The organism is Aminobacter aganoensis, assembly GCF_014206975.1.
Classification (GTDB): Bacteria; Pseudomonadota; Alphaproteobacteria; order Rhizobiales; family Rhizobiaceae; genus Aminobacter; species Aminobacter aganoensis.
The window spans coordinates 460,710-480,763 of record NZ_JACHOU010000001.1 but is presented as its reverse complement, the minus strand read 5'-3'; the positions used below and the strand labels follow the sequence as shown (position 1 = coordinate 480,763).

The 20,054-nt window shown below is 64.5% G+C and carries 21 protein-coding genes; 8 read left to right on the top strand and 13 right to left on the bottom strand.

Translation table 11 applies throughout. The features are described from left to right. Positions 1-9: 9 nt before the first annotated feature. A complete protein-coding gene (gene putA, locus GGR00_RS02355; protein WP_184697612.1) occupies positions 10-3,615 on the top strand; it encodes a bifunctional proline dehydrogenase/L-glutamate gamma-semialdehyde dehydrogenase PutA in 3,606 nt (1,201 codons plus the stop codon). A 17-nt stretch (positions 3,616-3,632) separates the two neighbouring features. Here putA and GGR00_RS02350 read toward each other — a convergent pair whose 3' ends face one another. The 5 genes from GGR00_RS02350 to GGR00_RS02330 are packed head-to-tail and all read right to left on the bottom strand — an operon-like array spanning position 3,633 to position 7,139. Then, positions 3,633-4,004, bottom strand: coding sequence for a bleomycin resistance protein (locus tag GGR00_RS02350; RefSeq protein WP_244487718.1), 372 nt, complete (start codon positions 4,002-4,004; stop codon positions 3,633-3,635). A 3-nt stretch (positions 4,005-4,007) separates the two neighbouring features. Continuing rightward, positions 4,008-4,322 carry a heme-degrading protein HmuQ gene (gene hmuQ / locus GGR00_RS02345; RefSeq protein WP_055969032.1) on the bottom strand — a complete coding sequence of 105 codons (315 nt, stop codon included), beginning with the start codon at positions 4,320-4,322 and terminating at the stop codon, positions 4,008-4,010. A gap of 11 nt (positions 4,323-4,333) precedes the next feature. After that, positions 4,334-4,573, bottom strand: coding sequence for a hypothetical protein (locus tag GGR00_RS02340; protein WP_055969029.1), 240 nt, complete (start codon positions 4,571-4,573; stop codon positions 4,334-4,336). 60 nt (positions 4,574-4,633) lie between these two features. Continuing rightward, on the bottom strand, positions 4,634-5,038 hold the full coding sequence (locus tag GGR00_RS02335) for a hypothetical protein (protein WP_244487717.1): 405 nt from the start codon (positions 5,036-5,038) through the stop codon (positions 4,634-4,636). Between the two features lie 46 nt (positions 5,039-5,084). Then, the gene (locus GGR00_RS02330; RefSeq protein ID WP_200943429.1) at positions 5,085-7,139 is read right to left on the bottom strand and encodes a TonB-dependent receptor domain-containing protein; all 2,055 of its coding nucleotides are present in this window, start codon (positions 7,137-7,139) and stop codon (positions 5,085-5,087) included. Between the two features lie 204 nt (positions 7,140-7,343). Between GGR00_RS02330 and hemP the strand changes: the two genes are divergently transcribed. The 7 genes from hemP to ttcA all read left to right on the top strand — a co-directional run bounded on the left by hemP (position 7,344) and on the right by ttcA (position 13,590). Continuing rightward, a complete protein-coding gene (gene hemP / locus GGR00_RS02325) occupies positions 7,344-7,568 on the top strand; it encodes a hemin uptake protein HemP (RefSeq protein ID WP_055969023.1) in 225 nt (74 codons plus the stop codon). Positions 7,569-7,576: 8 nt separating this feature from the next. Then, positions 7,577-8,632, top strand: a complete 1,056-nt coding sequence (locus tag GGR00_RS02320) for a hemin-degrading factor (protein WP_055969020.1) — start codon at positions 7,577-7,579, stop codon at positions 8,630-8,632. 5 nt (positions 8,633-8,637) lie between these two features. Beyond that, on the top strand, positions 8,638-9,543 hold the full coding sequence (locus GGR00_RS02315) for a heme/hemin ABC transporter substrate-binding protein (RefSeq protein ID WP_055969017.1): 906 nt from the start codon (positions 8,638-8,640) through the stop codon (positions 9,541-9,543). Positions 9,544-9,553: 10 nt separating this feature from the next. Further along, complete coding sequence (locus GGR00_RS02310) at positions 9,554-10,663, top strand: FecCD family ABC transporter permease (protein ID WP_343065507.1); 1,110 nt, start codon at positions 9,554-9,556, stop codon at positions 10,661-10,663. Between the two features lie 35 nt (positions 10,664-10,698). Continuing rightward, positions 10,699-11,490 (top strand): heme ABC transporter ATP-binding protein, encoded by a 792-nt coding sequence (locus tag GGR00_RS02305; RefSeq protein ID WP_055969011.1) that lies wholly within the window; start codon positions 10,699-10,701, stop codon positions 11,488-11,490. 172 nt (positions 11,491-11,662) lie between these two features. Continuing rightward, positions 11,663-12,559 carry a VOC family protein gene (locus GGR00_RS02300; protein WP_377864547.1) on the top strand — a complete coding sequence of 299 codons (897 nt, stop codon included), beginning with the start codon at positions 11,663-11,665 and terminating at the stop codon, positions 12,557-12,559. Between the two features lie 179 nt (positions 12,560-12,738). Beyond that, complete coding sequence (gene ttcA / locus GGR00_RS02295; protein ID WP_184697604.1) at positions 12,739-13,590, top strand: tRNA 2-thiocytidine(32) synthetase TtcA; 852 nt, start codon at positions 12,739-12,741, stop codon at positions 13,588-13,590. On the opposite strand, the gene GGR00_RS02290 is transcribed toward ttcA, so the two are convergent. The 8 genes from GGR00_RS02290 to GGR00_RS02255 all read right to left on the bottom strand — a co-directional run bounded on the left by GGR00_RS02290 (position 13,584) and on the right by GGR00_RS02255 (position 20,028). Next, the gene (locus tag GGR00_RS02290) at positions 13,584-14,849 is read right to left on the bottom strand and encodes a multidrug effflux MFS transporter (RefSeq protein ID WP_210314937.1); all 1,266 of its coding nucleotides are present in this window, start codon (positions 14,847-14,849) and stop codon (positions 13,584-13,586) included. The two genes, ttcA and GGR00_RS02290, sit on opposite strands and share 7 nt — an antisense overlap. Positions 14,850-14,942: 93 nt before the next feature. Further along, positions 14,943-15,278, bottom strand: a complete 336-nt coding sequence (gene grxD, locus GGR00_RS02285) for a Grx4 family monothiol glutaredoxin (protein WP_184697601.1) — start codon at positions 15,276-15,278, stop codon at positions 14,943-14,945. A gap of 150 nt (positions 15,279-15,428) precedes the next feature. Further along, positions 15,429-15,653 carry a hypothetical protein gene (locus tag GGR00_RS02280; RefSeq protein ID WP_055969003.1) on the bottom strand — a complete coding sequence of 75 codons (225 nt, stop codon included), beginning with the start codon at positions 15,651-15,653 and terminating at the stop codon, positions 15,429-15,431. 70 nt (positions 15,654-15,723) lie between these two features. Further along, the gene (locus GGR00_RS02275; protein ID WP_184697596.1) at positions 15,724-16,467 is read right to left on the bottom strand and encodes a class I SAM-dependent DNA methyltransferase; all 744 of its coding nucleotides are present in this window, start codon (positions 16,465-16,467) and stop codon (positions 15,724-15,726) included. Between the two features lie 20 nt (positions 16,468-16,487). Further along, the gene (locus tag GGR00_RS02270; RefSeq protein ID WP_055968997.1) at positions 16,488-16,721 is read right to left on the bottom strand and encodes a BolA/IbaG family iron-sulfur metabolism protein; all 234 of its coding nucleotides are present in this window, start codon (positions 16,719-16,721) and stop codon (positions 16,488-16,490) included. A 14-nt stretch (positions 16,722-16,735) separates the two neighbouring features. Then, complete coding sequence (gene purL, locus GGR00_RS02265) at positions 16,736-18,961, bottom strand: phosphoribosylformylglycinamidine synthase subunit PurL (protein WP_055968993.1); 2,226 nt, start codon at positions 18,959-18,961, stop codon at positions 16,736-16,738. An 11-nt stretch (positions 18,962-18,972) separates the two neighbouring features. After that, positions 18,973-19,617: a Pr6Pr family membrane protein gene (locus GGR00_RS02260; protein ID WP_055968990.1), complete on the bottom strand. Its 645-nt coding sequence runs from the start codon at positions 19,615-19,617 to the stop codon at positions 18,973-18,975. 3 nt (positions 19,618-19,620) lie between these two features. Next, on the bottom strand, positions 19,621-20,028 hold the full coding sequence (locus GGR00_RS02255; RefSeq protein WP_055968987.1) for a YajG family lipoprotein: 408 nt from the start codon (positions 20,026-20,028) through the stop codon (positions 19,621-19,623). Positions 20,029-20,054: the final 26 nt, after the last annotated feature.

Here is a 20,054-nt window from a genome sequence, read left to right as displayed (position 1 = left end):
AGGAACATCATGCCCGCGCTCGACGCCATCCGCCAGGAAATCCGCGCCAACTACCTCCCAGACGAAGCCAACGCGCTGAAAAGGCTTTCGGCAACCGCCAATCTTTCGGTCGAGGACCGCAAGGCGATTTCCGCCCGCGCCGCCGACCTCGTGCGCGCGGTGCGCGGATCGACCGATCCGCGGCTGATGGAGGTCTTCCTCTCCGCCTACGGCCTGTCGACCAAGGAGGGCGTGGCGTTGATGTGCCTGGCCGAAGCGCTGTTGCGCGTGCCCGACACCGAAACCATGGACGACCTGATCAAGGACAAGATCGCGCCGCACGACTGGTCGTCCCATTCGGGTGGTTCGAGTTCGATCTTCGTCAATGCCTCGACCTGGGCGCTGATGCTGACCGGCCGCGTGCTCGACGAGGGCGAGGGCTCGATCGAGCGCACGCTGCGTTCGATGGTGCGCCGCCTGGGCGAGCCGGTCATCCGCACTGCGGTTGCGGCTGCCATGCGCGAAATGGGCGAGCAGTTCGTGCTCGGCCGCACCATCACAGAGGCGGTCAAGCGCGGCCGCTCGATGATCCAGAAGGGTTATCTCTACTCGTTCGACATGCTGGGCGAGGCTGCCCGCACCGAAGCCGACGCGCTGCGCTACCACCGCGCCTATGCCGAAGCGATCTCGTCGCTCGACAACGGCACCAACGGTCCCGACATCCGCTACAACCACGGCATTTCGGTCAAGCTGTCGGCGCTGCATCCGCGCTACGAGGTCTCGCACCGGGACGAGATGCTGCCGGTGATGGCCGAGCGCCTGCTGTCGCTGTGCCTTGCCGCCAAGCACGCCCGCATGGGCCTCAACATCGACGCCGAGGAGGCCGATCGGCTCGACCTGTCGCTCGACGTGATCGAGCGCGTCCTGGCCGATCCGCAACTCGAGGGCTGGAACGGGTTCGGCGTCGTCGTGCAGGCCTATGGCCCGCGCACGGCCTTCGCCATCGACTGGCTCTATGCACTCGCCAACAAGCTCGACCGCAACATCATGGTGCGCCTGGTCAAGGGCGCCTATTGGGACACCGAGATCAAGCGCGCCCAGACGCTGGGCCTGCCGGGCTATCCCGTGTTCACCCGCAAGGCCAACACCGACGTCTCCTACATGGCCTGCGCCCGCAAGCTCTTGTCGATGACGGACCGCATCTATCCGCAGTTCGCCACCCACAACGCACACACGGTCGCCGCCATCCTGTCGATGGCCACGGACCGCACGTCGTTCGAGTTCCAGCGCCTGCATGGCATGGGCGAGGCGCTGCACGAGACCGTGCGCAAGGCCGAGGGCACACGCTGCCGCATCTATGCGCCGGTCGGCGCGCATTCCGACCTGCTCGCCTATCTGGTCCGCCGCCTGCTCGAAAACGGTGCCAACTCGTCCTTCGTGCACCAGCTGACCGACGAGGACGTGGCGCCGGAAGACATCGCCCGTGACCCGCTCGACACTGTTGAGACGCAAGGGGCGGCATCCAATCCGTCGATCCCGGTCCCCGCCGCGATCTTCGGCGCCGGTCGCCAGAACGCCAAGGGCTGGGACATCACCGATACGGTGACCCTGGCGGCGCTCGACAAGGCCAAGGACAGCTTCAAGGGCGCCGACAGGTGGACGGCAAAGCCCGTCACGCGCGCTGCCGGCTATGGCGCGTCGCGCAAGGTGATCAACCCGGCCAGGCCGGGCGACATCGTCGGCACGGTGACAGAGGCGGCGGCCAAGCAGGTGCCGACGGCCGTGCGCTTCGCCATTGAGGCGCAGCCCGCCTGGGCCAAAAAGCCGGTGGCCGAACGCGCCGCGATCCTGCGTCGCACCGCAGATCTCTATGAGGCCAACGCGGCCGAATTCTTTGCCCTTGCCACCCGCGAGGCCGGCAAGTCGCTGGCCGACGGCGTGGCTGAGGTGCGCGAGGCCGTCGACTTCCTCCGCTACTACGCTGCCGAGGCCGAGAAGGCCGAAACCGGCACCGAGGCGCGCGGCGCCATCGTCTGTATCTCGCCGTGGAATTTTCCGCTCGCTATCTTCACCGGCCAGATCGCGGCGGCGCTCGTGGCGGGCAACAGCGTCATCGCCAAGCCGGCGGAACAGACGCCGCTGATTGCCGCGCGTGCGGTGGCGCTGATGCGCGAGGCCGGCGTGCCGGAAGACGTGATCCAGCTGCTGCCGGGCGACGGTCCCAATGTCGGAGCACCACTGACCGCCGACCCGCGTATTGCGGGTGTCTGCTTCACCGGCTCCACCGAAGTGGCCAAGCTGATCGAGAAACAACTCGCCGAGACGGCGGCACCGGATGCGATGCTGATCGCCGAGACCGGCGGCCTCAACGCGATGATCGTCGATTCCACCGCATTGCCCGAGCAGGCGATCCGCGACGTGTTGGCCTCGTCGTTCCAGAGTGCCGGCCAGCGCTGCTCGGCGCTGCGCGTGCTCTATGTCCAGACCGACGTAGAAAAGAAGATGGTCGAGATGCTGAAGGGCGCCATGGACGCGCTGACGATCGGCGATCCATGGCAGTTGTCGACCGACGTAGGCCCCGTCATCGACGAGGAAGCACAGACATCGATCCGGGACTACTGTGCTGCGATGGAAGCCAAGGGCAAGCTCATCGCCAAGCTCGATGCGCCTGCCGACGGCCGCTTCGTCGCGCCGCACGTCTTCCGCGTGAAGGGCATCGAGGAAATGGAGCGCGAGGTCTTCGGCCCGGTGCTGCATGTCGCGACCTTCGAGGCCGATGAACTCGACGGCGTCATTTCCGCGATCAACCGCAAGGGATACGGCCTGACCTTCGGCCTGCACACACGGATCGAGGGCCGCGTCCAGCACATGGTCGACCGCATTCACGCCGGCAACATCTACGTCAACCGCAACCAGATCGGCGCCGTCGTCGGCTCGCAGCCCTTCGGCGGCGAGGGCCTGTCCGGCACCGGCCCCAAGGCCGGCGGGCCACACTATCTCAGGCGTTTCCGCAAGGCGCCGGAAGCCGCCACTGTCTTGCCGGAAGGCCATAAGGTCACGGCAACCGAACTGGTCGACAACCTCGTCGATGCTGGCGAATGGGCGACGAGGCCCGATCGCATCGCCATCTTGCGCAAGCACCTGCGCGGCAAGGGCGCGGCTGCGATCGCCGCAGCCGCCAGCATCGACTTCGGCCAGGTCGACCTGCCCGGGCCGACGGGCGAGGCCAATACACTGTCGCTCAATCCGCGCGGCCGCGTGCTTTGCCTCGGGCCGGATGCGGAAACGCTGTTGGCCCAGGCTATCCAGGCGCTAGCCGCCGGCAATGCGGTCCTGGCGGTTGCTCCCGGTGCGCCGGCGGCGGTCCAGCCGCTTCTTGGCAAGGGCTTGCCGATCGCGGCTATCGACGGCCGCCCCGACCCGGTCGAGGCCCGCGCGCTGGCTGTCGATGTCGTCGCCTATTCGGGAACGGAAGAGAGCATGCGCATCGTCCGCAAGGTGATCGCGGAGCGCAAGGGGCCGATCGTGCCGCTGGTGAGCGAGGTGATCTATCCCGCCGCTTATGCCCATGAACGGGCCGTTTGCGTCGACACCACCGCTGCCGGTGGCAACGCCAGTCTGCTGGCGTCAGCCTGAAACGAAATGGGGCAGGTCTAGGCCTGCCCCTCGATTTCTTCGGGCGCGCATCCGAACCGCAACAGGTTGCCGTGCGGATCGTGGATGTAGAATTCCTTCATGTTCCACGGCCGCACGGTGAACGGGCTCAGCCGCTCGACAGCGCGCGCCGAGAATTCCGCGTGAAGGGCTGGGACCTCACCGCCCCTGATGTAGCACGAGGTCACCTCGGGCAGCTTGCGGTCGTCGCTCTTCCAGAAATGGATCTCGATCTCGCCGCGCCGGACGATCAGGTAATCGTCCATCTCAGGCCCGATGACTTCGAAACCAAGCCGGTCGCGATAAAAATCGCGGCTCTCGCCGATGTCGGGCGAGGGCATGACGGGGATACTGCGGGCAAAGTCCGTCACCGCTCAGGCGCCTTCGACGACCGCAAAACCTTCGAATTGCGGGTGGCCGACATAGGACGCCTTTCCAGAGCCGGCGTTCTTGTGGGCGGCACGGAAGTTTTCCGACTTGGTCCAGGCGACGAAATCGTCCTGGCTCGCCCAGACGGTGTGCGAGGCGTAAAGCGTATAGCCTTCGGCCTCATTGACCGGGCCGCGCAGGAGGTGGAATTCGCGAAAACCCTTCATCTCGCTGAGCGAGGAATCACGGTTCTTCCAGACGTCCTCGAAGGCCGTCTCGGAGCCTTTCTGGACCTTGAAGCGGTTCATTGCGATGTACATGATATTTCCTTTCAACGGGTCTTTCGTTGCTGAACGCTGCGTAGCGACACGACATTGGCGGTGGAGCGCTCTCCGCCGGGGGCCGGGTTCGGGCCGGACTGAACCCTGGACTGATCGCGATAGCTTGCCAGTTCCGTGACGTTGGCGCTTGCCCTTATGCACGCTAAGCGCTCGAAAAGTTCGCGCATTTCCGGCAAGAGACCGTCGCCCTGGCGTTTCACCATCTGATCGAATTTGTTCAGTCCGAGCATGCGCTTGTGCCTTTCGATGCGTCGTGCGCGAGATGACGGGAGTTTAGGCAAGGTAGTTCCTCAGATCCCAAACGCGATGCCGGACTTGGATTCGGTGCGCAGGGACTTGAGGCAGGCCGCGCCTGCGATGCCGGGACCGGTACAATCGGTGGCCTGGTTGATCAGCACGCGGCTGACCTTGGTGCAGTCGGTGCCAGACAGGTCGAACCGCGTGACCTTGGTCTTGCCGGACGGCAATTCCTTGAAGTCGAGCACTGTCAGGCGGTCGACCACGCCGGCGTCGTTGAACAGCGCGATCTCGAATGCCGCCTTGGACAACTCGGCGCCGAGATTGTTGGTCACCACGAAGGTGAAGCGACAACCCTTTTCGGAGGGTTGCGCCGCGTTGAGCTCGAGCACCAGGGCAGGGGCCGGCGGGGCGCTTTGGGCGCCCGCCGAGCCCGCTGCCGCGAGCAGAACAACCATAGCCGCGATCAGAGGACGGCCGTTCCTTGCTCGTCTGGTCATCGCGTCACCAATCCAGCTGCTTGGCGAGCGTGAGCTTGAAGGTGCGGCCCTTGCCGGCCGTGCCCGAGAGGAACTCGCGGTACTGTTCGTTGAAGATGTTGTCGACGCGGAAGTTGGTCTCGAAGCCCTTCAGCACGCCGTCCTGCGGCTTCCAGGTCAGGAAGACGTCATGGGTTGAGAAAGAAGGTACTGGCAGGCGCATGTTAGGCAAGTCGCTGACGCGGTCCTGTCCGGCCACGAACCTGCTGGTCCAACCGAATGAAAGATCGCGATCGGGCATGCGACCGCCGACGGTGAAGGCAAATTCGTGCGGCGCCACGGTGTTCAGTGCCGTGTCGTTCAGCAGGTCCTCGCCGATCACATAGGAGTAGGCGGCATTGCCGAACACATAGTCCGAATCGTAGCCCAGTTCGACTTCGGCGCCGTAGATGCGGGCCTGTCCAATGTTGGTGAAGCGCGGATTGGCAAGACGACCGTTGTCGGTGATCAGGTCGGTGATGTCGTTGTAGAAGCCGGTGGTCTTCAGTTGCAGGGAATCGCCCTGCTGGGCCAGGTCGTAGAGCGAGACGGCGACACCGGCTTCATAGTTGTTCGACAGTTCCTTCTTCAGATCGGGTCTGCCGATCTGCGCCGAATCGAACACCTCGTCGATGGTCGGCACGCGTTCCGTGTGGGCGATCGAGCCGAATACCGCGAAGGTGTCATTGAGCTTGTAGTGCGCTGCGATCTTGGGTGAGAAGGCCGTATGATCCTTGCTTGCAGCAGCTGCGATGTCGGTCGGCTCGAGCCTCTGCCAGTCAAGGCGCGCACCGGCGATCAGGGTCAGTCTCTCGTCCCAGATGAACTCGTTCTGGACGAAGGCGCCGGTGGCGGTGCGCTCGCCCTGCGGGTGCGTACCCGACAGCGACTTCAACGTCGTCCGTTCTTGGTAGTTGCTCTGTGAGCCGACAGTCAGGTGATTGACGAAGTTGGCGCCTTCATAGTCGAAGGTGTTCTGGATGTTGAACTGGTAGGTCTTGTAGCCGAACGTGCGATTGAGCGAGGCCAGGGTCGCGTCCGACTGGTCGTTGACCGTGTCGGAGAAGGACGCCTGCACCTTGAGGTCGAGCCAGGGATTGTCCGAGGCCGGGTTCTCGTAGGAAATGATCGCCGTCTTGTCGGTGACCTTGCGGTCGACGGTGCCGAATCCGGGCGGAACGTCGATGCCGGTCTGGTTGTAGTACTGGTCGTTCTCGTCGGTCTGCCAGTGCATGTAGGACGCGCGCAGCGCCTGCTCGTTGTTGTCGCCGAAGCGGTAGGTTCCCTTGAGCAGGCCTGACGGCGCGCCGATCTCCGAACCGGGGACTTCGGTGCCGTCGCCCGAGGTATACGAATTGGCATAGCGGTAGTTGCCCGCGGCCAGGACCTCGAAATTGTCGTTCAGCCGGGTCGCCAGGATGGCCGAGCCCAGCGCACCTTCGGAATTCGAATCGAATGCGGTCTTGAGCCGCAAGGCGCCCTTCTGGCCATCGGCCAGGAAGTCGGATGCGTCCTTGGTGGTGAAATTGATCACGCCACCCAGCGCGCCGGAGCCATAAAGCGTCGAGGACGCCGGCCCGCGCAGCACTTCGACGCGCTTGTAGAGTTCGGTGTCGGTAAACAGGCCGCCCATGCGGTACTGCTCGTAGAATTTGGTCGCGCCATCGACGTTGACGATGATGCGGCCTTCTTCGCCACCGCTTTCGGGGCCACCGATGCCGCGGATGTTGAAGGTCTGGCCAAGCGTGCGGTCCGATCCGGACACATTGACGCCAGGGATGGTCTTGACCAGTTCGCCGATGGTTTCGGCCTGCTTCTGGTCGATGTCGTCCTGGTCGATGACGGAAACCGACTGGGGCGTGTCGATTGCCACTTTTTCGGCGCCCGCGCCGAAGATCAGCCGCTGCAATATCGTTACGCGACCTTTCTTGTCCTGTTCATTCGTTTGCGCTTCCTGCGCATTGGCGGCGTGCATTCCCACCAGCAACGCCATCGCCGCTCCGCCCAAAAGAGCAGCCTTGTTCCGAGCAACCAGCCCCATGTCCCAACTCCAAAAATGTCCCTGCTGGCTCGCGTCGCGCTCGCTTGCATTTTTCGCCTGCCCGACGCGTCTTAAAACTTGACTAAGTCACTCCGGTATTGCACTGACTAGTAAACATGAATGTGCGAGTCAACTAATAGATTTGCACATCGTGGCCTCGACGGGCTGGTCCGGCGCGGCGAACGGACAAAGGAGTGCAATGAGATGAATTCGCACAATCCGAACCATTTCCGTTCCGGGCAATTTCGCCACGGATACCGCCGGCCGGAAGGCCAGGTTGCGGCGCGTCCCATCGCCGGTTCGCTGGCGGTCAGGACGCTGACCAGCGATTCGCTGTTTCTCGGCGATTTCGAGATCGGCATCGACCATGGCGGTTCGCTCTACCGCCTGAAGATTACCCGACAGGGCAAACTCATTCTCAACAAGTAGGTGTTTCAATGGACCAGCGCGTAAGGCCCAACCCAAGCGAAATCAGGCGGGCGCGAACCGACAACCCGAAGATGCGCGAGCGCGACCTCGCCAGCCAGCTCGGCGTTTCCGAAGCCGAGCTGGTGGCCGCGCATTGCGGCGAGGGTGTCGTTCGCATCGAACCGCGCGTCGACGATTTTCTCGCCAACATCGAGGCCCTCGGCGAGGTCATGGCACTGACCCGCAACGAAAGTGCCGTGCACGAGAAAATCGGCGTCTACGACAAGGTCGTGCAGGGCAAGCAGGCTGCCATGGTGCTGGGCGAAAACATCGACCTGCGCATCTTCCCGAACGCGTGGGCCCATGGCTTCGCCGTCGAGAAGCGTGACGGCGACGACATCCGCCGCAGCCTTCAGTTCTTCGACGCGGCCGGAACCGCCGTCCACAAGGTGCATCTGCGTCCGGCTTCCAATCTCGACGCCTACCGGAAGCTGGTAGAGGTGCTGCGCGCCGACAATCAGGATCCGGCAATCGCCATCGTTCCCGCGGTCGCCGAAAAGCCGGTCAATGAAGTCACGGCGAACGTCGACGAATTGCGGCAGCGCTGGAGCACGATGACCGACGTGCACCAGTTCTTCGGCATCCTGCGCTCACTCAAGCTCGGCCGCCAGCAGGCCATGCGCATGGTCGGCCGCGACTATGCCTGGATGCTCGACCGGGAGGCACTGCCGACCATGTTCGACAAGGCCGTGGAAAGCGGGCAGCCGATCATGTGCTTCGTCGGCAACCATGGCTGCATCCAGATCCACTCCGGGCCGGTGAAGAACATCAAGCCGATGGGACCGTGGATCAACGTGCTCGACGAGACGTTCCACCTGCATCTCAGGCTCGATCACGTCCAGGAACTCTGGGCGGTGCGCAAGCCCAACACCGACGGCCACGTCACCTCGATCGAGGCCTATGACGCCAATGGCGACATGATCATCCAGTTCTTCGGCAAGCGGAAGGAAGGCCAGGGCGAGCACGAGGAATGGCGCAGCCTGGTCGAACAGCTGCCTGGCGCTCCGCAGCAGGACGCGGCGTAAGGAGAATGACGATGTCGATCACCCATTCGCTGGCGCGTGCGGCAGCGCTCTCCATCTCGGTCCTGCTTGCGACGAGTGTCGCAGGCATGACCGCCGAAGGGGCAGACGTGCTGCCGGATCGCTCGAGGGTCGCAGCCGTCGGCGGCTCGATCACCGAGATCGTCTATGCGCTCGGCGAGCAGGGGGCGCTGGTCGCCCGCGACTCGACCAGCGTCTATCCCGAAGCGGCGTTGAAGCTTCCCGATGTCGGCTACATGCGCCAGCTGTCGCCGGAAGGTGTCCTGTCGGTCAATCCATCGGGCATCCTGGCGCTTGAAGGGAGTGGACCCAAGGAGGCGCTCGACGTCCTGAAGAAGGCGAGCGTTCCCTTCATTTCCGTTCCCGAAGGCTTTACGCACCAGGGTATCATCGACAAAATCCGCGTCGTCGGCAAAGCGCTGGGCGCCGATGCCAAAGCTGATACGCTGGCCGCCGATGTCGACAAGCAGCTGAGCGACGCCGAAGCGCTGACCAAGGCCATTCCGCAGGACGAGCGCAAGCGCGTGCTGTTCATCCTGAGCCTGCAGGGCGGCAAGATCCTCGCATCGGGCAACAGCACCGCGGCCGACGGCATCATCGCCATGGCCGGCGGGGTCAACGCAGTCGAAGGCTTCTCCGGCTACAAGCAATTGACCGACGAAGCGGCGATCACCGCAAGGCCCGACATCATCCTGATGATGGACCGCGAAGGCGAACTGGCCATCGATAATGCCGACCTCTATGCCCATCCGGCGATTGCATCGACGCCAGCCGGCCAGAACAAGCAGGTCATCCGCATGGACGGCGCCTACCTGCTCGGCTTCGGCCCGCGCACTGCCGGGGCCGTGAAGGACCTGGCCGTTGCGTTCTATGGCGACGCGGTCAAGAAGTAAGGTCGACATTGTGGTGGATGAAACGATCGCCGGCGTGGCCGGCGTGAACCAGGGCGGCCGCTACATCAGTGGCGACCGCTCGGGCCGGGCGTTGCTTGTCATTGGCGCTTTGGCCGTGGCCCTGGTGGTCACGGCGCTGGTCAGCCTGACCTGGGGCGCTTCGGATGCTTCGGCTCTGGGGCTCGTCGGCAACTGGCTGTTCGGCGCCGTGCCCGGGCAGGAGGCCCTGTCGGTGCGCGACAGCATCATCGTCTACGACATTCGCCTGCCACGGGTAATCCTGGGAATACTGGTGGGGGCTGCGCTCGCAGTTTCGGGGGCGGTGATGCAGGGCCTGTTCCGCAACCCGCTCGCCGATCCCGGCCTGGTCGGCGTGTCAGCCGGTGCTGGCCTCGGCGCAGTGTCGGTGATCGTGCTGGGCTCGACGTTCCTCGCGCCGTTCACGGCGCTGCTGGGCAGCTATGCGCTGTCGCTCGCCGCCTTTGCCGGCGGCCTGATCACGACGATCATCCTCTACAATGTGGCGACGCGGCAAGGGCGCACGTCGATCGCCACCATGCTGCTGGCCGGTATCGCGCTGGGGGCCATGGCCATCGCGCTGACCGGCATCCTCGTCTACATGGCCGACGACAGGCAGTTGCGCGACCTGACCTTCTGGCAGCTGGGCTCGCTCGCCGGAGCGACATGGATGAAGATCGCCGCCGCGGGGCCGATCATCGCGCTTGCGCTTGCAGCCACGCCGTTCATGGCCAAGGGGCTCAATGCCCTGGCGCTGGGCGAGGCGACGGCAAGCCATCTCGGTGTCCCTGTGCAACGTCTGAAATACGTCGCGATCGTCGCCGTCTCGGCGGCCATCGGCGCATCCGTGGCCGTCAGCGGCGGCATCGGTTTCATCGGCATCGTCGTGCCGCACTTGCTGCGCTTGGCGATCGGGCCGGACAACCGTTACCTGCTGCCGGCTTCAGCACTTCTGGGCGCCTGCCTGCTGCTGCTCGCGGATGCCGTCAGCCGCACCATCGTTGCCCCGGCGGAACTGCCGATCGGCATCGTCACGGCGGCAGTCGGCGGCCCGTTCTTCTTGTGGATTCTGCTGCGCAAGCGCGGCGTCGTCGATCTTTAACGGCGTCGCCGCCAGGTATTGTTGAGGGTAAAAAGATGATCGAAGCGCGCCAGGTTTCAGTGTCCATCGGCAGCAAGCGCATCGTCAGCGATGTCGATTTCACCGTCCGCCCGGGTGAACTGGCGGCGATCGTCGGACCCAACGGGTCCGGCAAGACGACCTTCCTCAAAGCGCTGACCGGCGAACTCGCCTATGCCGGCAGCGTCTCGCTCAATGGCTGCAACGCTGCATCGCTCAAGCCGTGGGAGGCGGCCGGCATCCGCGCCGTGCTGCCGCAGTCGACCGCACTTTCCTTCCCGTTCACCGTCCGCGAGATCGTCAAGCTTGGCGTGACGGGTGGCAGGTCGGGCGTGTTGCGCGGCGAGGATGACCGGCTGCCGGAGCGCGCACTGGCGCGTGTCGACCTTGAAGGGTTTGCCGGCCGCTATTACCAGGAACTTTCCGGCGGCGAGCAGCAGCGCGTGCAACTCGCCCGCGTGCTGTGCCAGGTTTGGGCGCCGGTGCTCGACGGGCAGGCGCGCTATCTGTTCCTCGACGAGCCGGTATCCAGCCTCGACATCAAGCACCAGCTGATCATCATGAACATCGCCCGCGATTTTGCCCGCCGTGGCGGCGGCGTGGTCGCCATCCTGCACGATCTCAATCTGACGGCGATGTTCGCCGACCAGATCTGCGTCATGCACCGTGGTCGGCTGGCCGCGACAGGGTCTCCTCGAGAGGTGCTGAGCGACGATCTGATCGAGCGGGTTTTCGGCTGCCGCTTGCGCGTGGGGGCCGTGCCTGCAGCCAACGTGCCGTTCGTTCTGCCGCAGTCTGCCGCCGCCTGAGACCGTCGATGCCGGTTGGGCAATCGGCGGCCGCGCGCAGCCATCTAACTATTCCTCAGATGTTGATGTCGAAACGGTGAACGCCGTGTTCGGTCTTTACTGTCTTGTGTGAACACTGGTTCCGGCCGATCTATCCAAAACCGAAACAGCCGTGTTGGCCGGAGAGTGGATTTTGGAACTGACACGTCGCAAACTGGTGGGCAGCGCTGCACTCCTCGCATTGGGAGCAGGCACAGCCGTTGGCCGCACGGAGCCCAAGATGAGCAATATTCCCTTCGCCGCGACGACCCCGATCAGCGTTTCCCGCGTCGGCCTGAAGGCGCGCGACGCCGAGGCGTTGGCCAATTTCTATCGCGACGTCGTCGGTTTGCAGGAACTCGGCCGCGACGGCGAGACGATCACGCTGGGTGCCGGAACCAGGGCCTTGCTCGACATCGAAGCCGACAAGGCGGCGCAGCCGGACGACCCGCGCAGCGCGGGCCTTTTCCACACCGCGTTCCTGCTGCCGACCCGCGCCGACCTGGGGCGCTGGATCAAGCATGCCATCGACAAGCGCATCCCGGTCGACGGCGCGTCCGACCATCTGGTCAGCGAGGCGCTGTATCTGACCGATCCCGAGGGCAACGGCATCGAGATCTATTCCGACCGGCCGCATGAGCGCTGGAAGTGGAGCGGCTCGCATGTCGACATGGCCACCGAGCAACTGGACATCGCCTCGATCGTGGCCGATGCCGGCGAGGTCGCCTGGCAGGGCGCGCCCGAGAACAGCATCGTCGGCCACGTCCACCTGCGCGTCGGCGATGCCGCCACGGCAGCGGAATGGTGGAGCAAGGAGTTCGGCTTCGACACCGTGGCAAAATACGGCAGCAGCGCCGTATTCCTGTCGTCCGGCGGCTATCACCACCATATCGGGGCCAATTCCTGGCAGAGCCCACGCGCCGGCAAGCGCGACCAGTCCCGTACCGGGCTTGCCTGGGTCGAGATGCGCTCGGCGGATGCCAAGGCGGATACCAGCCGCGAGGATCCATGGGGTACCGTCATACGCACCGTTCCCGGGCTGCCAGGCTGATCCGACGATCAGGCTCGAGAAAGCCACGAACAGCGAGGGCGGCCGGCGACGGCCGCTCCGTTCGTCTGGGGTGCATGCCTGCGGCACGTCTTGCGCCGCAGGCGTTTTTGCGAAATATCCCCTTCAATAGCGTATGCCGCCATGACGGCATCGCATCAGATATTGAAGGACGACCCCCGATGGGCATTCACGAACAGGACGCGCTCGCCGAGCCGGAAGGGCCTTCCTTTCCGCTCTACCGTGACGCGCCGTCCTCGGTGGAGTTCAACAAGCTGCGCAAGCGCCTGTTGCGACTGACCCGCCAGGCGATCGAGGACTATGCCATGGCACGGCCCGGCGAGCGCTGGCTGGTGGCATTGTCGGGTGGCAAGGACTCCTACGGGCTGCTGGCGGTCCTGCTTGATCTCAAATGGCGTGGCCTGCTACCGGTTGACCTGCTCGCCTGCAACCTCGACCAGGGTCAGCCGAACTTCCCCAAGAACGTGCTGCCGGACTATCTCAACGCCAATGGCATCGCCCACCGCATCGAGTATCGCGACACCTATTCCATTGTCACCGACAAGCTCTCGGAGGGCAGCACCTATTGCTCGCTGTGCTCGCGGCTCCGCCGCGGCCATCTCTACCGCATCGCGCGGGAGGAGGGCTGTTCGTCGCTGGTGCTCGGCCACCACCGCGAGGACATCCTCGAGACCTTCTTCATGAACATGTTCCATGGCGGCCGCCTTGCCGCCATGCCGCCCAAGCTGCTCAACGACGAAGGCGATGTCACGGTGCTGCGGCCGCTTGCCTTCTGCGCCGAGGCCGACATGGCGAAATTCGCCGATGGCATGAAGTTCCCGATCATCCCGTGCGACCTGTGTGGCAGCCAGGAAGGGCTGCAGCGCAATGTCATGAAGGCGATGCTCGACGACATCGAGAAGCGCATGCCGGGCCGCAAGGACACGATGCTGCGGGCGCTTGCCAATACGCGCCCGTCGCATCTGCTCGACCGCAAGCTGTTCGACTTTGCGAGCCTGTCGCCGGCTCAGTGAACCTCGGTCACCACCGGCTTGACGTCGTGCTGGCCGCGGAACAGCTTGCCGCGTTCGGCGATGAGCACCATCACCAGCCCAAGTGCGGCGACGCCGCAGAACCCGGCTGCCAGGGGCATGGTCGTGCCATCGAACGACTGGCCGATCGCGGCGCCGATCAGGCCGCCACCCATCGTCTGCATGAAGCCCTGGACCGATGAGGCCGTGCCGGCGATATGGCCGAGCGGCTCCATGGCGATCGAATTGAAGTTCGAGCCGATCCAGCCGAACTGGAACATCGCCAGCGCAAACAGCACGATGAAGACCGGGAACGGCACCGGTCCCGTCAGCGACCAGGCGAACCAGACAGCGCTGACCAACAGGAAGCCGATCAAGGCGCCATGCGACAGCCGCCGCATGCCGAGCCGAACCACCAGCCGCGAATTGAGGAACGACGACAGCGACATCATGCCGGCAATGGCGGCGAAGACGACCGGGAACCAGACGCCAAGGCCGTAGATGCCGACATAGACCTGCTGTGCCGAATTGATGAAGCCGAACAGCGCCCCGAAGACGATCATCGAGGCGAGCGTGTACCAAAGCGACATGCGCGTGGTCAGCACGGTGCGGAAGCCCTGTGCCACCGACAGCAAGGACAGTGGCCGCCGGTCTTCGGGATGCATGGTTTCCGGCAGGCGGATCGCCGCCCACAACATGATGGCCATTGCCGAAAGCGCCATGACGATGAAGATCATGTGCCATTCGGCAAACAGCATGATCACCTGGCCGATCCCCGGCGCAATGACCGGAACGATCATGAACACCATGAAGACAAGCGACATGATCTCGGCCATCTGGCGCCCGCCGAAGCGGTCGCGGATGACGGAAACCGCGATCACGCGGGTCGATGCCGCACCGACGCCCTGGATGAAGCGCAGGGCGAGCAAGATCTCGAAGGTCGGGGCGAAGGCTGCGGCGAAGGCAGCGAGCACGTAGATGCCCAGGCCGAACATCAGCGGCGCACGGCGGCCGAAGCGGTCCGAGATCGGGCCATAGCCGAGCAGCGCCAGCGCCAGGCCGGCAAAATAGGCGGTGACCACATATTGCCGGTGGTTTTCGTTTTCGACGCCGAGGCTGGCGCCGATCTCCTGCAAGCCAGGCAGCATGATGTCTATGGCCAGCGCGTTCACGGCCATCAGGGCTGCGGCGAGGGCGATGAATTCCCAACGCGGAATCGCGAATGCGCCCTGCTGGGCGCCCGGGGAGACTTTCTGTTCCATTCTGGAATCCGATTCAAACGGAAATGCGCCGGCAAGCCGGCGCATTTGCCACAAATGGGACCCCGGAACAGGCCGGAGCCGGTACTTTTTAGGTCAGGCGGCGCCCTTGACGCTGACGCCCTTCTCCTGAAGGAACGACTGCAATTCGCCGGCCTGGAACATCTCGCGGATGATGTCGCAACCGCCTACGAACTCGCCCTTGACGTAAAGCTGCGGGATCGTCGGCCAGTTGGAATAGTCCTTGATGCCCTGGCGAAGCTCGTTCGAGGTCAGGACGTTGACGCCCTTGTAGTCGACACCGAGGTAGTCGAGGATCTGGACGACCTGGCCGGAAAAGCCGCATTGCGGAAAGCCGGGCGTGCCCTTCATGAAGACCACGACATCCTGGCTCTTCACTTCGCTATCGATGTATTCGTTGATTCCGCTCATGGCGCCCTAAACCTCAATCTGGCCGGAGTGACGTACCGGCATGTTCGCTAGACTGCTAGCACTTGCCACTATGTGGTTGCAACTGTCGGGCTTTCCAAGCGGTTTGTCGACCCGAAAACCGGACTGCGGCGTTGCGGACAGTTCTGGCGCCTAGGTGCGGCGCCGAACCTTCGATCTCGACCGTACGGTGCGCTTGCGGCTCGTCTGCTTCTTGGCTGGCCTCAAAAGCTTCTCGATCTGGCGCAGTGTCGCCGAACTGGTCGACGTCGTGCGCTTGCGCCTGCGGGTACGCTTGGACGTGCCTGTGGTCTTCTTCAGTATGTCCTTCAGCGCACCGTCGACGACGCCTTCGACAAGATCGGAAATGAAGGACATGGGCTGGCTCGCAGGTTTTCGGATCGCTGTGGCCGATGAATAGGAGACCATTCGGCCGATGTCGAGATGGCTATTTGATCGCCCGCACGCAGATGAAGGCAGGCGAGAAGCTCAATTCTCGGAAATGCTCGGGATCTACCGCTTCCATTTCAGCCAAAGGCAGCGGCTCGACAAAGCGATCGAGCCGCCACCCGGCGTCGGCCAGGCCATTCAGAATGTCCTGCAACGGGCGCCGGTAGGATTCGACATACGGGTTGGGGGCGCCGAAACCGCCCCAATGCAGGCCCCACAGATTGGTCGCGAAGTAGTTGGCGTCGCCGCGGCTGCGCGGATCGGTCCAATCGCGCATCGGGTGGCCCATTGAAAAGACGAGGTGCGCGCCCTGGCGTGCGACGCGATGAAACTCGGAGAAAACCGGTGCGAGGTCGCGCACATAGTCCAGCGCCAGCGAACACAGGATCGCGTCGGCGCTGTTGCTGGCGAGCCAATCGAGCGGCTTGCTCAAGTCGCCCTCACGGATATCGACGTCGAGGCCGGCGCAACGCTTCCGGGCCAAACCGAGCATTTCGGGCGTGATGTCGAAGGCGCGGACGCGGGCGCCACGGCGTGCCAGTTTCTCGGAGCAGATGCCGGAGCCACAGCCGGCGTCGATCACATCGCGCCCGGCAACGTCGCCCAGAAGCGAAAGCGACGCCGGGCGCTCGTAGAGCGCGTTGTGCGGCTTGGTCGGCGCGGCAGCGTCATATCGCTCCGCGAAGGAGGCATAGGCGCGCCGCGCGATCTCGCTATCGGGAGAGCTTGGGCGGCGCGACATGTCGGCAAGGCCCGGGGGCCTTACTCCGGAATGCTGGTCTGCAGGGCGAGCGCGTGCAGCACGCCGCCCATGTTGCCCTTCAGCGCGTCGTAGACCATCTGGTGCTGCTGCACGCGGCTCTTGCCGCGGAAACTTTCGGACACCACCTCGGCGGCATAGTGGTCGCCATCGCCGGCGAGGTCGCGGATGGTTACCTTGGCGTCCGGAATGCCTTCCTTGATCAGTTTTTCGATGTCGTGGGCATCCATTGCCATGTCGGTATTCCTACTCAGTTATTCATGAACCGAGGGAACCAGGATTCGTGAGCCGAGGTCAACTCGTCCACGCTCACGGCCCGTGCTTCGCCCAGCTTCAGGTCCTTGCCGCCGGTCGTTCCGATCCACGGAGCGTGGATGCCGAGCGCCTTGGCTTCATTCCACAACTCCTGCATGCCGGCCGACTTCGGGTCAAGCTTGACGGTGACCAGGTAGCGGCCCTGGTCCTCGCCGAAGAACACCGGGATCGGGTTGGTGCCGCTGAGGCCGGGAACCGTGGCGCCGATGCCGGAGGACATCGCCATCTCGGCAAGTGCCACGGCCAGGCCGCCGTCGGAGAGGTCGTGCACGGCCGTTGCCGTGCCGTTGCGGATCAGCTTGCGCACGAAGTCACCGACCTTCTTCTCGTGCTCGAGGTCGACGGCGGGCGCGGGGCCGTCGGTGCGGCCGTGAATGTCGCGCATGTAGATCGACTGCGCGAGGTGGCTGCCCCACTGGGCGGGGCCACCAACCAGAAGGATCACTTCGCCCTCGCTGGCGAAGCAGGCCTTCGCCATCTTCGACCAGTCGTCGATCAGGCCGACGCCGCCGATGGTCGGGGTGGGCAGGATGCCCTGGCCATTGGTCTCGTTGTAGAGCGAGACGTTGCCCGAGACGATCGGGAAGCCGAGGGCGCGGCAGGCGTCGCCGATTCCGGTGACGGCCTTGACGAACTGGCCCATGATCTCGGGGCGCTCGGGATTGCCGAAATTGAGGTTGTCGGTGGCGGCAAGCGGCAGCGCGCCGGTCGCGGTCAGGTTGCGCCAGCATTCGGCGACCGCCTGCTTGCCGCCTTCATAAGGATCGGCCTCGCAATAGCGCGGCGTCACGTCCGACGAAAACGCCAGCGCCTTGGTGGCATGGCCCTCGACACGAACCACGCCGGCGTCGCCGCCCGGCCGCTGCAGCGAGTTGCCCTGGATCATGGTGTCGTACTGCTCGTAGACCCAGCGCCGCGACGACAGGTCGGGGCCGCCGAGCATCTTGAGCAGAGCGTCGGCCACGTCGGCCTGCGGAACGTCGTCCACCGCCAGCGGCCCGCGCTTGGCCGGCTCGACCCAGGGGCGGTCGTATTCAGGCGCCTCGTCGCCGAGTTCCTTGATGGGCAGGTTGGCGACTTCGACACCCTGGTGCAGGACGCGGAAGCGCAGGTCGTCGGTGGTCTTGCCGACGATGGCGAAGTCGAGGCCCCACTTGACGAAGATCGCCTCGGCTTCCTGTTCCTTCTCGGGCCGCAGCACCATGAGCATGCGCTCCTGGCTTTCCGACAGCATCATCTCGTAGGCGCTCATACGCTCTTCGCGCACTGGCACCTTGTCGAGGTCGAGCTCGATGCCGAGGTCGCCCTTGGCGCCCATCTCGACGGCAGAGCAGGTCAGGCCGGCGGCGCCCATGTCCTGGATGGCGATGACGGCGCCCGAGGCCATCAGTTCGAGGCAGGCTTCGAGCAGGCACTTTTCGGTGAACGGATCGCCGACCTGCACGGTCGGACGCTTCTCGTCGATCTTGTCGTCGAACTCGGCCGACGCCATGGTCGCGCCGCCGACACCGTCACGGCCGGTCTTGGCGCCGAGATAGACGACGGGCAGGCCAACGCCCTTGGCCTGCGAGAGGAAGATGCCATCGGTCTTGGCGAGGCCAGCGGCAAAGGCGTTGACCAGGATGTTGCCGTTGTAGCGCGCATCGAAATTGACTTCGCCGCCGACGGTCGGCACACCGAAGGCATTGCCGTAGCCGCCGACGCCGGCAACCACGCCCGACACCAGGTGGCGGGTCTTGGGGTGGTCGGGCGCGCCGAAGCGCAGGGCGTTCATCGAGGCGACGGGGCGGGCGCCCATGGTGAAGACGTCGCGCAGGATGCCGCCGACACCGGTCGCAGCACCCTGGTATGGCTCAATGAAGGAGGGGTGGTTGTGGCTCTCCATCTTGAAGACGACGCAGTCACCGTCGCCGATGTCGACCACGCCGGCGTTTTCGCCGGGGCCCTGGATGACGACGTCGCCCTTGGTCGGGAGCGTGCGCAGCCACTTCTTCGACGATTTGTAGGAGCAGTGCTCGTTCCACATCGCCGAGAAGATGCCGAGCTCGGTGAAGCTCGGCTCGCGCCCGACAAGGTCGAGGATGCGCTGGTATTCGTCCGGCTTGAGCCCATGCGAGGCGATGAGTTCGCCGGTGATCTTCACGTCGTTCTGAATGGTCATCGGTTTTCCCGTCAGTTCGGCCTTGCGGCCTTCCTAAAGCTTGAAATGCCGTGGTCCGCAATAACCGCGATGACGCACAGCACAAGAAACAGCAGGGTCATCGTCAGCGCCGACAGCGCGACGCTCGTTGCACCCTTGGTGGCGATGTCGAGGAACGGGTAGGGAACCTCGCCCGCAATAGGCGCCCGTGCCAGGGCATAGATAAGATAGAGCAGCGGATAGGCAACCCAATAGGGGATGTCGCTCCACCTGGTCGAGCCATCCGCACCGGCGGCCAGCCACCATGCGAGATAGAGGGTCGGCGCGACGTAGTGCAGCAGCACGTCGCAGAGCAGGAACAGGCCCTCGGGCTGCCAGAGTGGCGCGAGGATCGTGGCATAGACGATCATCACCAGCGCAATGGCGACGGCCACGCCGCCGCGGGCCCGCGCACTGGAAAACAGGCCGAGCAGCCCGGATTTCGCATCGCGCGATGCGGCCAGATACACCAAGACGACGCCGATATTGGTCAGGATGGTGAAGAAGCTGAAATAGAACAGGACCGATCCGAGCACGGTGCGGCCGGCGGCAATCGACGCGGGCATGGTGATGGCAAACTGCAGCGCCAGGCCGACCAGACCGATCGCCAGACCCGCAAGTTGCAGCGGCCGTGCCATGCCTCAGGCGGTTCCGCCGCAGGAGGCGTCGCCGGTGCGCCAGCGATTGATGTCGGAGCCGATGCGGGCGCCGAGCGCTTCGTCCATCAGCGGGCCGAACACCTCGACCTGGCTGGAGGCGCCGCGCGCCTGCACGACCAGCAGCGGGCGGGCGCCATACTGCTTGGCCGGCACCAGCAGGAAGCGCGGCGTGCCGCCGAAATTGTTGAGCTCATTGGCCATCTGGTACTTCTTGAAGGCCGGGTCCTTGCTGGCGAACCAGCATTTATGGGCGGCGATCGCCACCTGTTCCATCGAGCGAAGCGACGCGCTCTTGCCCGAGCCCGAGGGGGCTGGCGTCTTCGGGCCCGAATTACAGGCGGCCAGGCCGATGACAGCGGCTGTTGCCGCCAGAATCCGGAGTGACTTCATTCGCCGATGCCCGCCTTTGCAGTGGA

Coding starts and splice junctions, on each gene's coding strand:
- putA (WP_184697612.1), top strand. CDS start 10: ATGCCCGCGCTCGACGCCATCCGCCAGGAAATCCGCGCCAACTACCTC.
- hmuQ (WP_055969032.1), bottom strand. CDS start 4,322: ATGTACATCGCAATGAACCGCTTCAAGGTCCAGAAAGGCTCCGAGACG.
- GGR00_RS02340 (WP_055969029.1), bottom strand. CDS start 4,573: ATGCTCGGACTGAACAAATTCGATCAGATGGTGAAACGCCAGGGCGAC.
- GGR00_RS02335 (WP_244487717.1), bottom strand. CDS start 5,038: ATGGTTGTTCTGCTCGCGGCAGCGGGCTCGGCGGGCGCCCAAAGCGCC.
- GGR00_RS02330 (WP_200943429.1), bottom strand. CDS start 7,139: ATGGGGCTGGTTGCTCGGAACAAGGCTGCTCTTTTGGGCGGAGCGGCG.
- hemP (WP_055969023.1), top strand. CDS start 7,344: ATGAATTCGCACAATCCGAACCATTTCCGTTCCGGGCAATTTCGCCAC.
- GGR00_RS02320 (WP_055969020.1), top strand. CDS start 7,577: ATGGACCAGCGCGTAAGGCCCAACCCAAGCGAAATCAGGCGGGCGCGA.
- GGR00_RS02315 (WP_055969017.1), top strand. CDS start 8,638: ATGACGATGTCGATCACCCATTCGCTGGCGCGTGCGGCAGCGCTCTCC.
- GGR00_RS02305 (WP_055969011.1), top strand. CDS start 10,699: ATGATCGAAGCGCGCCAGGTTTCAGTGTCCATCGGCAGCAAGCGCATC.
- ttcA (WP_184697604.1), top strand. CDS start 12,739: ATGGGCATTCACGAACAGGACGCGCTCGCCGAGCCGGAAGGGCCTTCC.
- GGR00_RS02290 (WP_210314937.1), bottom strand. CDS start 14,849: ATGGAACAGAAAGTCTCCCCGGGCGCCCAGCAGGGCGCATTCGCGATT.
- grxD (WP_184697601.1), bottom strand. CDS start 15,278: ATGAGCGGAATCAACGAATACATCGATAGCGAAGTGAAGAGCCAGGAT.
- GGR00_RS02280 (WP_055969003.1), bottom strand. CDS start 15,653: ATGTCCTTCATTTCCGATCTTGTCGAAGGCGTCGTCGACGGTGCGCTG.
- GGR00_RS02275 (WP_184697596.1), bottom strand. CDS start 16,467: ATGTCGCGCCGCCCAAGCTCTCCCGATAGCGAGATCGCGCGGCGCGCC.
- GGR00_RS02270 (WP_055968997.1), bottom strand. CDS start 16,721: ATGGCAATGGATGCCCACGACATCGAAAAACTGATCAAGGAAGGCATT.
- purL (WP_055968993.1), bottom strand. CDS start 18,961: ATGACCATTCAGAACGACGTGAAGATCACCGGCGAACTCATCGCCTCG.
- GGR00_RS02260 (WP_055968990.1), bottom strand. CDS start 19,617: ATGGCACGGCCGCTGCAACTTGCGGGTCTGGCGATCGGTCTGGTCGGC.
- GGR00_RS02255 (WP_055968987.1), bottom strand. CDS start 20,028: ATGAAGTCACTCCGGATTCTGGCGGCAACAGCCGCTGTCATCGGCCTG.